General features: G+C 70.6%; 12 protein-coding genes and 1 pseudogene. 9 read left to right on the top strand and 4 right to left on the bottom strand.

The annotated features are described in order from the left end of the window. Positions 1-25: 25 nt before the first annotated feature. The 4 genes from ACIQFX_RS28630 to mutM all read left to right on the top strand — a co-directional run bounded on the left by ACIQFX_RS28630 (position 26) and on the right by mutM (position 2,643). On the top strand, positions 26-679 hold the full coding sequence (locus ACIQFX_RS28630; protein ID WP_402469341.1) for a YceD family protein: 654 nt from the start codon (positions 26-28) through the stop codon (positions 677-679). 2 nt (positions 680-681) lie between these two features. Beyond that, positions 682-855: a 50S ribosomal protein L32 gene (gene rpmF / locus ACIQFX_RS28625; protein WP_015036448.1), complete on the top strand. Its 174-nt coding sequence runs from the start codon at positions 682-684 to the stop codon at positions 853-855. Between the two features lie 19 nt (positions 856-874). Further along, positions 875-1,669 (top strand): ribonuclease III, encoded by a 795-nt coding sequence (gene rnc, locus ACIQFX_RS28620; protein WP_402469081.1) that lies wholly within the window; start codon positions 875-877, stop codon positions 1,667-1,669. A 113-nt stretch (positions 1,670-1,782) separates the two neighbouring features. Then, on the top strand, positions 1,783-2,643 hold the full coding sequence (mutM, locus tag ACIQFX_RS28615) for a bifunctional DNA-formamidopyrimidine glycosylase/DNA-(apurinic or apyrimidinic site) lyase (RefSeq protein ID WP_402469078.1): 861 nt from the start codon (positions 1,783-1,785) through the stop codon (positions 2,641-2,643). A gap of 145 nt (positions 2,644-2,788) precedes the next feature. Here mutM and ACIQFX_RS28610 read toward each other — a convergent pair whose 3' ends face one another. Then, positions 2,789-3,175, bottom strand: a complete 387-nt coding sequence (locus ACIQFX_RS28610) for a winged helix-turn-helix transcriptional regulator (RefSeq protein WP_402469076.1) — start codon at positions 3,173-3,175, stop codon at positions 2,789-2,791. A 132-nt stretch (positions 3,176-3,307) separates the two neighbouring features. On the opposite strand from ACIQFX_RS28610, the gene ACIQFX_RS28605 reads away from it, so the two are divergent. Then, positions 3,308-3,892: a flavodoxin family protein gene (locus tag ACIQFX_RS28605; protein WP_376489076.1), complete on the top strand. Its 585-nt coding sequence runs from the start codon at positions 3,308-3,310 to the stop codon at positions 3,890-3,892. A 262-nt stretch (positions 3,893-4,154) separates the two neighbouring features. Here the strand turns inward: ACIQFX_RS28605 and ACIQFX_RS28600 are convergent, their stop codons facing one another. Together ACIQFX_RS28600 and ACIQFX_RS28595 are read right to left on the bottom strand one after the other, a co-directional pair. After that, on the bottom strand, positions 4,155-4,379 hold the full coding sequence (locus tag ACIQFX_RS28600) for a cold-shock protein (RefSeq protein ID WP_402469074.1): 225 nt from the start codon (positions 4,377-4,379) through the stop codon (positions 4,155-4,157). Positions 4,380-4,768: 389 nt separating this feature from the next. Next, positions 4,769-5,239: a DUF4231 domain-containing protein gene (locus ACIQFX_RS28595; RefSeq protein ID WP_402469072.1), complete on the bottom strand. Its 471-nt coding sequence runs from the start codon at positions 5,237-5,239 to the stop codon at positions 4,769-4,771. Positions 5,240-7,132: 1,893 nt separating this feature from the next. Here ACIQFX_RS28595 and ACIQFX_RS28590 point away from each other — a divergent pair. Beyond that, positions 7,133-7,492, top strand: a pseudogene (locus ACIQFX_RS28590) (tyrosine-type recombinase/integrase); the annotation flags it as partial. A 20-nt stretch (positions 7,493-7,512) separates the two neighbouring features. Here the strand turns inward: ACIQFX_RS28590 and ACIQFX_RS28585 are convergent. Beyond that, a complete protein-coding gene (locus ACIQFX_RS28585; RefSeq protein ID WP_402469070.1) occupies positions 7,513-8,448 on the bottom strand; it encodes a CAP domain-containing protein in 936 nt (311 codons plus the stop codon). Positions 8,449-8,629: 181 nt separating this feature from the next. Between ACIQFX_RS28585 and ACIQFX_RS28580 the strand changes: the two genes are divergently transcribed. The 3 genes from ACIQFX_RS28580 (at position 8,630) to ACIQFX_RS28570 (ending at position 13,438) form a co-directional block, all read left to right on the top strand. Beyond that, complete coding sequence (locus ACIQFX_RS28580; protein ID WP_078905263.1) at positions 8,630-8,911, top strand: acylphosphatase; 282 nt, start codon at positions 8,630-8,632, stop codon at positions 8,909-8,911. A 389-nt stretch (positions 8,912-9,300) separates the two neighbouring features. Next, positions 9,301-9,519, top strand: coding sequence for a hypothetical protein (locus tag ACIQFX_RS28575; protein ID WP_015036455.1), 219 nt, complete (start codon positions 9,301-9,303; stop codon positions 9,517-9,519). Between the two features lie 166 nt (positions 9,520-9,685). Further along, on the top strand, positions 9,686-13,438 hold the full coding sequence (locus ACIQFX_RS28570; protein WP_402469067.1) for an AAA family ATPase: 3,753 nt from the start codon (positions 9,686-9,688) through the stop codon (positions 13,436-13,438). Positions 13,439-13,600 lie beyond the last annotated feature (162 nt).

Here is a 13,600-nt window from a genome sequence, read left to right as displayed (position 1 = left end):
GAACGATCCGAAAGCAGGAAGAGCCCTGAGCACGCGCCTCGACCACCGCAACCCCCTCGTGTTCGACACGCACGAGCTGGGGCGGCGTCCTGGTGCCCTCCAGCGGCTCTCGCGTTCGGTCGAGGCCCCCACGGCCCTCGGCGTCGAAGGAGTGATCGGAGTGCCCGAGGGCGCTCCGGTGGACATCGATCTCCGTCTTGAGTCGGTCATGGAAGGGGTGCTTGTCACAGGCACCGCCCGTGCATCGGCCGAGGGGGAGTGCGTAAGGTGTCTGGAGCCCGTCGAGCTTGATCTCGACGTGGACTTCCAGGAGATGTTCTCGTACCCCGACTCCGACGACCGGGGCCGCTCCAAGGCGGCCGCGGACGACGAAGCCGAGGACGACGAGGACATGATCCCCCTCGAGGACGGCATGTTCGACCTCGAACCCGTGCTGCGTGATGCGGTGGTGCTCGCACTGCCGATGCAGCCGGTGTGCCGGGAGGACTGTGCGGGTCTGTGCTCCGACTGCGGGGCCAACCTGAACGAGAACCCGGACCACCACCATGACGCCGTCGACATTCGTTGGGCGGCACTGCAGGGACTCGCCGGTTCGCTGGGAACCGATGAGAAGGACAACATGAGCGGCAAAGCCTCTGACGGGGACGTCCGAAGCGCCGCCGAGAAGCAGGAGAAGTAGCCGTGGCTGTTCCGAAGCGGAAGATGTCGCGCAGCAACACGCGCCACCGCCGGTCGCAGTGGAAGGCTGCGGTCCCCACCCTGGTTTCGTGTGAGCGTTGCCAGGAGCCGAAGCTGCAGCACATCGCGTGCCCGAGCTGCGGCACCTACAACAAGCGCCAGGTCCTCTCGGTCTGAGTGGCTGGTGAGAGGCACGATGTCTGAGAACATCAGCGCAGCCTCGTCCCACACGCTTCTGGAAGGGCGGCTCGGCTATCGGCTCGAGTCCGCCCTTCTGGTGCGTGCGCTGACGCACCGCTCGTACGCGTACGAGAACGGCGGTCTGCCCACCAACGAGCGTCTCGAGTTCCTCGGGGACTCGGTGCTCGGCCTGGTGGTCACCGACACGCTGTACCGCACCCACCCCGACCTGCCCGAAGGCCAGCTGGCCAAGCTGCGGGCCGCGGTGGTCAACTCTCGTGCGCTGGCGGAGGTCGGTCGCGGCCTCGAACTCGGCTCCTTCATCCGGCTCGGCCGGGGCGAAGAGGGCACGGGCGGCCGGGACAAGGCGTCCATCCTCGCCGACACCCTCGAAGCGGTGATCGGCGCGGTCTATCTCGACCAGGGCCTCGAAGCGGCGTCCGAGCTGGTGCACCGGCTCTTCGACCCGCTGATCGAGAAGTCCTCGAACCTCGGTGCCGGACTGGACTGGAAGACCAGTCTCCAGGAGCTCACCGCGGCCGAGGGCCTGGGTGTGCCGGAGTACCTCGTCACCGAAGAGGGTCCGGACCACGAGAAGGTCTTCACGGCTGCCGCCCGCGTCGGTGGTGTCTCGTACGGCACCGGCACCGGCCGCAGCAAGAAGGAAGCGGAGCAGCAGGCCGCCGAGTCCGCGTGGCGCGAGATTCGCGCGGCCGCGGACGAACGCGCGGCGGCGGCGAAGGCCGCTGCCGAGGCGGGCACGGGAGAGGTCGCCGACCCCTCTCCGACCGCCCACCCGGCGTCGGCCTGACGGCCCGGCCCACCGCTTCCCGAGAACCCCGCCCCAGGGCGGGGTTCTCGTCTTTCCGCCGCGCGTACGCCGGTAGGGTTGAGGCGCTGTCGAAGACGTCCTGAGGAGTCCCCGTGCCCGAGCTGCCCGAGGTCGAGGTCGTACGGCGCGGTCTGGAGCGCTGGGTCGCCGGACGGACCGTGACCGAGGTCGAGGTGCTGCACCCCAGGGCCGTACGGCGCCATCCGGCGGGCGGCGAGGACTTCGCGGCCCGGCTGAAGGGGCAGCGGTTCGAGGTGGCGCGCCGCCGAGGCAAGTACCTCTGGCTCCCGCTCGCCGACACCGGCACCTCCGTGCTCGGCCACCTCGGCATGAGCGGCCAGCTCCTCGTCCAGCCGGAGGACGCCCCGGACGAGAAGCACCTCCGCATCCGGCTCCGCTTCGACGACTCCGCCGGCACCGAGCTCCGCTTCGTCGACCAGCGCACCTTCGGCGGGCTCTCGCTCCACGACCAGACCCCGGACGGGCTGCCCGACGTCATCGGGCACATCGCCCGCGACCCGCTGGACCCCGAGTTCGACGACGCCGCCTTCCAGGCAGCGCTGCGGCAGCGCCGTACGACGATCAAGCGCGCGCTGCTCGACCAGTCGCTGATCAGCGGCGTCGGCAACATCTACGCGGACGAGGCGCTCTGGCGGTCCCGGCTGCACTACGACCGGCCGACGGCGACCCTGACCCGGCCGCGCTCGGCCGAGCTCCTCGGGCACGTCCGCGACGTGATGAACGCGGCCCTCGCCGTCGGCGGCACCAGCTTCGACAGCCTGTACGTGAACGTCAACGGCGAGTCCGGCTACTTCGACCGCTCTCTCGACGCCTACGGGCGCGAGGACGAGCCCTGCCGCCGCTGCGGCACCCCCATGCGCCGCCGCGCCTGGATGAACCGCTCCAGCTACTTCTGCCCCCGCTGCCAGCGCCCGCCACGCCCGACGGCGTAACACCGGGGCGCGGCCGGCGGGGGCCGGGTCGGCGGGTGCACCGCGGTCGGGCGCCCGGCGGGCAGCAGCCCGGCCGGCAAGGGTCCGATCGGCAGGCGTCCGGCCGTCAGCGGCCCGGCCTGCGGGGGCCCGTCGGCGGGGTGCGTCAGGTGGTGACGGAGGCCGCGCGCTCCGTGTCGTAGCTCTCCCGCGCCGCTTCGACCTGCGGCATGCGGCCCTCGACCAGCTGGATCAGGCCCATGAGCCGTTCCGCGATCTCGCGGCCGAGCGGGGTGAGCCGGTAGTCGACCCGGGGCGGGTTCACGGGCTGCGCCTCGCGGTGGACGAGGCCGTCGCGCTCCAGGGCGTGCAGGGTCTGCGACAGCATCTTCTCGCTGACGCCGTCGACCCGCCGCCGCAGCTCGTTGAAGCGGAACGTCCCGTCGTGCAGGGCGGCCAGGGTCAGGCTGCCCCAGCGGCCCGTCACGTGTTCCAGCGTGCCGCGGGAGGGGCAGGCGCGCGCGAACACGTCGTAGGCGAGGTCGTCAGTCATGCCCCCACCGTACTCCCGCGCAGCGCTTACCACCATGAGTGCGCTATCCGATCGCTTGCGCTTTCTAAAAGTTAGTGCTCTACTTCTGGTCGTTCCCCGCCGACCTTTTCGAGCCCTACCGAGGAGCCCGCTGTGACCACCCCCGTCGTCTCCATCGCCTACCACTCCGGCTACGGCCACACCGCCGTCCTGGCCGAGGCCGTCCGCGCCGGTGCCGCCGACACGGGCGCCACCGTCCACCTGATCAACGTCGACGGGATCACGGACGCGGAGTGGGAGCTCCTCGACGCCTCCGACGCGATCGTCTTCGGCTCCCCGACCTACATGGGCACGGCCTCCGGCGCCTTCCACAAGTTCGCCGAGGACACCTCGAAGCGCTGGTTCACCGACGCCTGGCTGGACAAGCTCGCCGCCGGCTTCACCAACTCCGGCTCGAAGAGCGGCGACAAGCTGCACACCCTGCAGTTCTTCCAGACCCTCGCCGGCCAGCACGGCATGACCTGGGTCAACCTCGGCCTGAAGCCCGGCTGGAACAGCAGCGAGGCCTCCGAGAACGACCTCAACCGCCTCGGCTTCTTCGCCGGCGCCGGCGCCCAGACCCACACCGACCTCGGCCCCGAAGGCGTCCACAAGGCCGACGTCGCCACCGCCGAACACCTCGGCCGCCGCGTCGCCCTCACCGCCCGCACCTTCGCCGCAGGCAAGGCCGCCGCCTGACCTCCCCACCCCACCCGCACACGCAAGGGCCCCGCCACCACGAAGGTGACGGGGCCGGGCTGGGAGCCCACGCGGAGTGGCTCGCCCTTCCAGCTCGACCAGTCCCCCCGGCTTCTCTCCCTTGTTTTGAAGGTGCTGGGAGATCACCGCTTTACAAGTTCGATCCGAGCCTGCTCCGGCGGCTGATGTCGACGGACGTGACGGCTGGACAGGGGTGTTGGCGTATGCGCCCGTCCAGCGTTGTTGATGTCAGCTGTGGATGTCAGGTACGCCGAGGCTCAATGCTGACCGCGCGGTAGTCGTATCCGTCCTGTTTGAAGCCCGGAGCCTCCCACTTGAGGTCCACCTGTTGTCCGGGCGACAGAGTGCGGAAGCCGGGCGCCTGGATGTCGGAGTAGTGGCCGAAGCAACCACCGGGGGTCTCGGGGGAGTCGAGCACACCCCACCCTTCCTCGTCGCTCCACTCGCGGACAGTCGCAGTCACCATGGGCGGCATGCTACGGGCTTCGTATGCGCCGACGCACTTGGTACCTCAGCTTGGAAGCTTAGGTTCCTTGGTAGCGGTTGCTGTGCTGACCTGCGCCGGGAGTGTCTGATCCTCAGCCGGCGGCAGTCAGCCACGACGGCGGGTGCGCCGACCGATCACGCACGCGTATGCCTCGCCGCGCCCCCACCGGCCTCAGCCACGCCGCCATGTCGTCGACGAGAGCAAGCCGCGCCGGCGGAAGCGTGACGTTGAGTGAGGACCTCTTCGTCCCGAAGCAACTCGGGTGGGGCCGCTGCCGTGCGGTGGTGCGGCTCTCACCTGTGCTGATGGTCCACAGACGTTCGCACTCATCCGCCATTGTTCGTCGGCGTTGTCACGCAGATAGACACTCACCCGGTGCTGCTGCTCGTGCTTGGGGTGGCAGGGCGAGGGAGGCGCTGGGCCCAGGTACCTGTCTCGACTGCGGCGATGTTCTCCACGCGTACAGCAAGAATTCCTGGAGCAGCGGCCGCGTCGCTGTACTCATCCAAGGCTTGCTTGTAGCGAACCACCTCGGTTTCGATCTGTAGATTCGCCTGGGCGAAAGAGATCCAGTCTCCTTGAGGGTCGAAGACATGGCGCATCCCTGTAAGCAGGGAGGTGAGGGAGCCTAGAAGCGCAACAACCCAGTTACCAGCCTTGATCGCGACAACAAAGGGCACCCCCGCAGCTAGAACCAGGATCGTCAGATCCAGCAGCCTGGCCCTCCAGCGGGCACTGTGCATGTTCTGCTGGTACCACGTTCCGCGCGCGATGACGCTTGGCGGAACATCGGGCCACCTAACCTTGGCCAGGCCCTCCCACCAGGCTTGTGATCCCAAGGAGTGCTACCTCTCGAACGCCACGATGGAGCTGATCCACTCAGCCTGCGGCTTATCTTGAGATCGCACCGGAGCGAAAACCGCGTGTCTCCGCAGCACGCGGTCGCGTTCATCCTCGTGGTGTAACCCATCGTCGCTCGATGGGGTGTCTTGAACGGCTTCCGCTGGACCCGGGCGAACGGCGGGAAGTGGCCCCACCTCTCGAACGGGTAGCCGACGGCTCACCCGGGCCCCAGACGGCCTCTTCTCGCTGGCTGCGCCTGTGCGCGGGCCACCCACCGCCCCGCCGGTCGAACGCTTGGCGGAGCCACTTCGCACCGTTCCGGTGGGGCCACCGGAGACCGTCGCAGACAACTACTCCCCCTGGTGCCATCGGACGGACAGACCAGCCGAGTGCGTCGAGCGCTCCTGGCTCTGCGGAAGGCGCATGCGGGCGCGCGCCTCTTGCCGATGGAGGCACTGGGGCGCACGGGAGCTGAGACCACCTCTTTACAAGAGAGGGAGGGCGGACCTACGCCTGACCTGCACGGTCGGGGGGCTGTACTGATCCCCTGCGCGGGCTCCGACAGTGCCCCGCATTCCCGGGCTGCCCCGCCCGATCTGGCCGCATCTGGCACGGCCAGTCTGCGGTCCGTGGCTTCAGCCGGATCGGTCGGACCGCGTCGTGATGAACGAGCCACCAGCGGGCGTGGTAAACGGTCTAACCTGTCGCTCGTGCAGCTTCAAGACGTTCCCTCCCTATGGCACCTCCGCATGGTCAACGGGGGCCTCGCCCACATCTGGGCCGACGGCTACGCGGAAGTCGACGGTTCTTACGTCTTCGATGTCCTGGCCACGGCACCTCTTGACTACCAGGCACACGTGGCCGTCACGTCCTCAGCGCCAGCACGTCCCGAAAGGGTGTGCGTCACGGTCGCCCGTATTCCCATGAACGCTGTGGAAGAGCTGCACACTGCCAAGATCGGCATGGATGCCCCTACTGCGACTGCGACCGCAGGTGAAGGTGGCCGGCAGTCCGCACGAGACGGGCACGGCTGGGCCCGGCCTGCGCGACTGACGGACGGTCTTGAAACCGTCGTGGCAGCGATGTCACCGTGGGTTCAAATCCCACCCCACCGCATTTGAGCGGCCCCTGACCAGGCAGATCGGTCGGGTGCCGTTCGCATGTCCGTGCACCGTGGCTGCCTGGTGTTCTCCGTGATTCCCCGTTCTATGCGGCACGAGAAGGGCACGGCTACCGACTGAGAGCCTCAGCGAGGTCCAGGGACAGCGATATGCCAAAGATGGCGACAGCTACGGCCCCGGCCACCAACAGGGTCACGATCAACGCGATCGCCATCGTGATCCGTGTGCGTCTCACGGCCGACCTGTATTCGCTGTCGTCGTCCCAGTCCTGATCGTGCATGGCGCCCCCTTGGCAGGCGCCGTACAAGAGGCCTGTGGAGCGGCTTTGGGTGGCCTGACGACACGCTCATCAGCCACGGTGATACCGGCACCGACGCGGAGCGACCACACCGGTCTGTGCCGCATCGCGGCAGCAGCTGCTCCCCACCCGCCCATTTCCGGTGGTGTGGTCGCCTCCCGCTCCCGTCATCCGTGACGGCGGGGGAACGGCGCCCCGCCCTACTCGGGCCTGACAGTCGGCTGGCCATGCGCAAGAGACCCCCTCCCTCGCTGCTCGCCGTCCTCTGGACGCCCGTCTTGGCCGCAGTCGGCAGTGCTCGTGGCTCTACGCATGCCATGTGACGGTTGCCGCGCCTGAAGGCCTGCTTTGGCTGCCCATCAACCCAAGCTGTCAGGCGTACGGACGGCGCCCGGGCTGGAGCGGGGTGTCAGACAGGAGCGCAGGCCCGGGCGACGGGCCGCGCGCGCCGCGCCGCATGCGGCGGGTGCCTTGACGGCCCTCTGGTCACGGCGACGCTGATCTTCCGGAGTCCGGAGGGACTCTCCCTCAACCGGAACCGTTTCAACGACCACCGATGGCGTCCGGCTCTCCGTGCCGCCGGCATCGTCAGCGGACGGGACAACGGGATGCACGCGCTCCGCCACTTCTACGCGTCCGTGCTCTTGGACGCGGGGGAGAGCATCAAGGCGCTGAGCGAGTACCTCGGCCACCACGACCCCGGGTTCACGCTGCGGACCTACACCCACCTCATGCCGTCGAGCCAGACGCATACGAGGGCCGCCGTGGACGCAGTGTGGGCCGCCCCGGATGCCGATCACGGCCCCGGGACGGCCCACGAGAGTTCATAGGGCTCTGACCTGCGGAAATCTCAGTAGCCGAAGTCCTGGGTCCACCAGGGGCCGCCGTCGGCGAAGTGGACGCCGACGCCGAGGGTGGTGAAGTCGCAGTTGAGGATGTTGGCGCGGTGGCCGTCGCTCTTCATCCAGGAGGTCATGACGGCGGCGGCGTCGACCTGGCCGCGGGCGATGTTCTCGCCGCCCATGCCGGTGACGCCGGCCTGCTGGGCGCGGGCCCAGGGGGTGTCGCCGTCGGGGTCCGTGTGGTTGAAGAAGCCGCGGGTGGCCATGTCGGCGCTGAGGGCGCCGGCGAGCGAGGCGAGGCGGGCGTCGGAGCGGACCGGGGTGCAGCCGACCTTGGCGCGCTCGGCGTTGACGAGGCGGAGGACCTCGGCCTCGGCGGCCCGGCCGCGGTCGGCGGTGGAGGCGACGGGGGCCTTCCGGGTGGGCGCCGCCGTGGTGGGGTCCGGCTCGGGGGCGGGTGCCTTGGTCGCGGGTGCCTTCTTCGCGGGCGCCTTGGTCGCGGGCGCGGCCGGGGTCTTGGACGGCGTCGGCTTCACGGCGGCCTTCGTCGTCTTCGACGGGGTCGGGGTGGGCTTGGGGGTGGCCTTCGGGCTCGGCTTCGTGGACGGGGTCGTCGACGGGGCGGCTCCGCCGCCGGTCGTGCCCGTGCCGCCCGACGCGAGGGCGGGGGTCTGGGTGGCGCCGCCCTGGGTGGTCAGCTCCGGAGCCTGGCGGGACTGCTGGGTCCGCTGCTCGCTGCTGCCGACGCTGCCGACGGTGAAGGTGTCCCCGCCCGGCAGCAGGCCGGAGGCGACGGCGACGGCGCCGACGGCGACCGCCGCGGAGGCGCCGAGCAGCCCGGTGCGCACGGGCCGCCTGCGGCGGGCACCCGGGTGCCGGTGGCCCGAACCGGCCGCGTAGTCTTCTGCGGCGGGTGCGGCTCCGGAGCGACGGTGGCGTCCCATCTGCTCTGCCTTCCTGCTGGTCCTTGCTGGGTATTTGCTGATCTTTGCTGTCGGTACCGATCCGGATCGACAGGCGAACGGCTCGCGCCCGAATGGGTGAGGCGTGTTTGTCGGGACTGTACGCGAGTGGGAACTGGGGGGCGATGTGCTCAACAGGGAATCCGCCCGTTAGCGTGCAGCCATGAGTGACGACGTACGGATGACCGCCTGGGTGCGCGGCCGGGTGCAGGGAGTGGGCTTTCGCTGGTTCACCAGGGCAAACGCACTGGAGATCGGCGGCCTGGTGGGCTTCGCCCTGAACCTCGACGACGGCCGGGTGCAGGTGGTGGCCGAGGGTCCGCGTGAGAATTGCCACCGTCTGCTCGACTGGCTGCACTCCGCCGACACACCCGGGCGCGTGGACGGCGTCACTGAGATCTGGGACACCCCGCGCGGCGGTTACGAGAGCTTCGCCATCCGCTGAGCGTGACGCTCCGGCGTCCCGTCCGGTGACCGAGAGGGGCGCCGGGCGGACGCGCCGTAACGGTCGCGTGAGGGGAAAAGAGCCTGGTGGTTGCCAATGCGCGCCCGTCGTGCAAGGCTGCCGCTTAAGGATGATCGCGACGCCCCGAGGCACCGAGTTGCGAGGACCCACCGCACATCGAGCGGTGGTGGCCCCCTCGGTCGGCCCTTCAAACGGGGCGTGATCGTGTTGACCGTCAAACTTTTTGGTGAGACGCTGGAATCCCCGCGCACCTTAGCTGTTTGGCAGTGGAACCGGCACGACAAGCAGTACTGCCGAGCACCGCGGGTGCGAATCCCTCACGACCCACACCGCTACGGTCGGTCACTCATTGTGGAGGACCATCCATCATGGCAAAGGCGCTTCTCGGTTACGTCGGCGGCTCCGACCCGCGACTCCTCGCCGAGATGCGACGGCTTCAGCAGCGCGTCCAGGACCTCGAATCCGAGCTGGTACGGATTCAGTCCGAGAACGACTCGCTCGCCGCTGCCGCCGCTCAGCACCAGGGAGAGTCGCTGCTGAACAGCATCGACCTCGACGTACCCCAGGCGGAGCCTGCGCTCACCTGACAACCCAGCCCCGAGGGGCCAGGTGGGAAACACTCCTTGCAAGGGGCGCTTCGGCGTCCCTTCTCTCTTTCACCCGCCGTTTCCCCCGTGTCCCACCCCTCCTCACCGGATGATCTGCCCTGCACCTTCGCGGGTGAAACGCACGTGCCCCGGTAGAGTCCCCGGGGTGCACCTCAAGGCCCTGACTCTCCGCGGATTCAAGTCGTTCGCATCGGCCACCACCCTGCGGTTCGAACCAGGGATCACCTGTGTCGTGGGACCCAACGGATCGGGCAAGTCCAACGTCGTGGACGCCCTGTCCTGGGTCATGGGCGAGCAGGGCGCCAAGTCGCTGCGCGGCGGCAAGATGGAGGACGTCATCTTCGCCGGCACGACCGGGCGCCCGCCGCTCGGCCGCGCCGAGGTCTCGCTGACCATCGACAACTCCGACGGCGCCCTGCCCATCGACTACGCCGAGGTCACCCTCACCCGGATCATGTTCCGGGGCGGCAGCAGCGAGTACCAGATCAACGGCGACACCTGCCGGCTGCTCGACTTCCAGGACCTGCTCTCCGACTCCGGCATCGGACGCGAGATGCACGTCATCGTCGGACAGGGCCAGCTCGACTCCGTGCTCCACGCCGACCCGATGGGCCGCCGCGCCTTCATCGAGGAGGCCGCGGGCGTCCTCAAGCACCGCAAGCGCAAGGAGAAGGCGCTGCGGAAACTGGACGCGATGCAGGCCAACCTCGCGCGCGTGCAGGACCTCACCGACGAACTGCGCCGCCAGCTCAAGCCCCTCGGCCGGCAGGCCGCCGTCGCCCGCCGGGCGGTCGTCATCCAGGCCGACCTGCGCGACGCGCGCCTCCGCCTCCTCGCCGACGACCTCGTCCACCTCCAGCGGGCCCTCACGGCCGAGGTCGCCGACGAGGCGGCCCTGCTCGCCCGCAAGGAGGCCACCGAGGCCGAACTGCGCGCCGCGCTCGCCCGGGAGGCGGACCTCGAAGCGGAGGCCCGCGCCCTCGTTCCCCGCCTGGAGCGCGCCCAGCAGAGCTGGTACGCCCTCTCCCAGCTCGCCGAGCGCGTCCGCGGCACCGTCTCGCTGGCCGACGCGCGCGTGAAGAGCGCCACCGCCGCCCCCGCCGAGGAGCGGCGCGGCCGCGACCCGGAGGACCTGGAACGCGAGGCGGCCCGCGTCCGCGAACAGGAGGCGGAGCTCGAAGCCGCCCTGGAGGCGGCCGAGCGCGCCCTGGAGGACAGCGTCGCCCACCGCGCCGAACTCGAACGGTCGCTGACGGAGGAGGAGCGGCGCCTCAAGGACCTGGCCCGGGCCATCGCCGACCGGCGAGAGGGCCTCGCCCGGCTCCACGGCCAGGTCAACGCCGCCCGCTCGCGCGCCGCCTCGGCCCAGGCCGAGATCGACCGCCTCGCCGCCGCCCGCGACGAGGCGGGGGAGCGGGCCGCCGCCGCCCAGGAGGAGTACGAGCAGCTCAAGGCGGAGGTCGACGGCCTCGACGCGGAGGACACCGAGCACGCCGAGCGGTACGAGGCGGCCCGCCGCGAGCTGGCCGAGGCGGAGGCCGCGCTGAGCGCCACCCGCGAAGCCGCGGGCGCCGCCGAGCGCCGCCGCGCCGCGACCAGGGCCCGGCACGACACCCTCGCCCTCGGCCTGCGCCGCAAGGACGGCACGGGAGCGCTCCTCGCCGCCGGCCTCACCGGAATCCTCGGACCGGCCGCCGAACTCCTCACCGTCACCCCGGGATACGAGGTCCCCGTCGCCGCCGCCCTCGGCGCGGCCGCCGACGCGGTCGCGGCCACCGGACCCTCGGCCGCCGCCGACGCGCTCCGCCTGCTGCGCAAGCAGGACGCGGGCCGCGCCTCACTCCTCCTGACCGGCGCCTCCGAGCCGTCCGGCACCTTCGAGCCGTCCGGCACCCCCGAGCTGACCGACATCTACGAGCTGCCCGGTTCCTCCGAGCTGCCCGACGTCCCCGAGTCGACCGACGTCCCCAAGCCGTCCGGCGTCCCCGAACCGGCTCCCGCCCCGGACGCCGACGGCCATCGGCGCGCCGCGGACCTGGTCCGGTGCCCCGCCGAACTCCTGGGCGCGGTCCGCAGGTTGCTGGCCGGAGTCGTGGTCGTCGAGGACCTCGACGAGGCCGCGGAACTGGTCAGGGCCAGGCCCGCGCTGACCGCCGTCACCGCCGAAGGGGACCTGCTGGGCGCCCACTTCGCCCAGGGCGGCTCCGCCGGGGCGCCCAGCCTGCTCGAAGTCCAGGCCTCGGTGGCCGAGGCCGCCGCGGAACTCGACGAACTCACCGTGCGCTGCGAGGAGCTGGCCGCCGGGCAGCGTGAGGCCGACGAGCGGCGCCGTACCGCGGGGGCGCTCGTCGAGGAGCTCGACACCCGCCGCCGCGCCGCCGAGCGCGAGAAGTCCGCCGTCGCCCAGCAGCTCGGCCGGCTCGCCGGCCAGGCCAGGGGAGCGGCGGGGGAGGCCGAGCGGACCGCGGCAGCCGCCGCCCGCGCCCAGGAGGCCCTGGAGAAGGCCACCGTCGACGCCGAGGAGCTGGCCGAACGCCTGCTCGTCGCCCAGGAGGCCACCGTCTACGGGGACGGCGAGGACGAGCCCGACACCTCCGTCCGCGACCGCCTCGCCATCGACGGCTCCAACGCGCGCCAGACCGAGATGGAGGCGCGGCTCCAGGTCCGTACCCACGAGGAGCGGGTCAAGGGGCTCGCCGGACGGGCCGACTCGCTCGACCGGGCCGCCCGCGCCGAGCGGGAGGCACGTGTGCGCGCCGAGCAGCGCCGGGCCAGGCTGCGCCACGAGGAGCGGGTCGCGGGCGCGGTCGCCGCGGGTGCCCGCACGCTCCTCGCCCATGTGGAGGTCTCGCTGGTCCGCGCCGAGCGGGAGCGGGTGGCCGCCCAGGCCGCCAGGGCCGATCGCGAGGAGGGGCTGACGGCCGCCCGGACCCGTGCCCGGGACCTCAAGGGCGAGCTCGACAAGCTGACCGACTCCGTCCACCGGGGCGAGGTGCTCGGCGCCGAGAAGCGGCTGCGGATCGAGCAGCTGGAGGCGAAGGCCCTGGAGGAGTTCGGCGTCGAGTCGGCCGATCTGGTCGCCGAGTACGGTCCCGACCAGCCCGTTCCCGCGCCGCCGACGGAGGGCGGAGCCGACCGGGACGGAACCGGCCGGGACGTCACCGACGCGGCCGGAACCGCGTCAGGCGCCCCAGCCCCGGCCCCCGCCTCCGCCCTCACCCCCGCCCCCGTTCCCGCCTCGCGCCCCTTCGTCCGTTCGGAGCAGGAGAAGCGGCTCAAGGCCGCCGAACGGGCGTACCACCAGCTCGGCAAGGTGAATCCGCTGGCGCTGGAGGAGTTCGCGGCCCTGGAGGAGCGGCACCGGTTCCTCTCGGAGCAGTTGGAGGACCTGAAGAAGACCCGGACCGACCTGCTTCAGGTCGTGAAGGAGGTCGACGTGCGCGTCGAGCAGGTCTTCACGGAGGCGTACCGGGACACGGCCAGGGAGTTCGAGGGCGTTTTCTCGCGGCTCTTCCCGGGCGGCGAGGGCCGGCTGATCCTCACGGACCCGGACAACATGCTCACCACCGGGGTGGACGTGGAGGCCCGGCCGCCGGGCAAGAAGGTCAAGCGCCTGTCGCTGCTGTCGGGCGGCGAGCGGTCGCTCACGGCCGTGGCGCTGCTCGTCTCCATCTTCAAGGCGAGGCCCAGCCCCTTCTACGTGATGGACGAGGTCGAGGCGGCGCTCGACGACACCAACCTCCAGCGGCTGATCCGGATCATGCAGGAGCTCCAGGAGTCCTCGCAGCTGATCGTGATCACCCACCAGAAGCGGACGATGGAGGTCGCGGACGCGCTGTACGGGGTGTCCATGCAGGGCGACGGCGTCTCGAAGGTGATCAGTCAGCGGCTCCGCTGAACCTCGGTCGTTCAAGTCTTGAACATATGGACCTTGATCTCTCGTATAAAGTCACATGACATTGGCTATTGACTTCGAAACTTGAAGGCATAGTCTCTGCAACGTTGCTTTTACCTTCACGTGGTGGGCGGCGTGAAGTTGTGCGCCACTGGAAGGGCTTCC

This window comes from Streptomyces sp. NPDC093089, from assembly GCF_044754405.1.
Lineage (GTDB): Bacteria > Actinomycetota > Actinomycetes > Streptomycetales > Streptomycetaceae > Streptomyces.
The sequence above is the reverse complement of the archived record's forward strand: the minus strand, read 5'-3'. Positions and strand labels throughout refer to the sequence as shown.

Excerpts from the sequence above, each read along its gene's own strand:
- ACIQFX_RS28580 (WP_078905263.1), top strand. The coding sequence starts at position 8,630 with ATGAGTGACGACGTACGGATGACCGCCTGGGTGCGCGGCCGGGTGCAG.
- rnc (WP_402469081.1), top strand. The coding sequence starts at position 875 with ATGTCTGAGAACATCAGCGCAGCCTCGTCCCACACGCTTCTGGAAGGG.
- ACIQFX_RS28610 (WP_402469076.1), bottom strand. The coding sequence starts at position 3,175 with ATGACTGACGACCTCGCCTACGACGTGTTCGCGCGCGCCTGCCCCTCC.
- ACIQFX_RS28600 (WP_402469074.1), bottom strand. The coding sequence starts at position 4,379 with ATGGTGACTGCGACTGTCCGCGAGTGGAGCGACGAGGAAGGGTGGGGT.
- ACIQFX_RS28585 (WP_402469070.1), bottom strand. The coding sequence starts at position 8,448 with ATGGGACGCCACCGTCGCTCCGGAGCCGCACCCGCCGCAGAAGACTAC.
- ACIQFX_RS28575 (WP_015036455.1), top strand. The coding sequence starts at position 9,301 with ATGGCAAAGGCGCTTCTCGGTTACGTCGGCGGCTCCGACCCGCGACTC.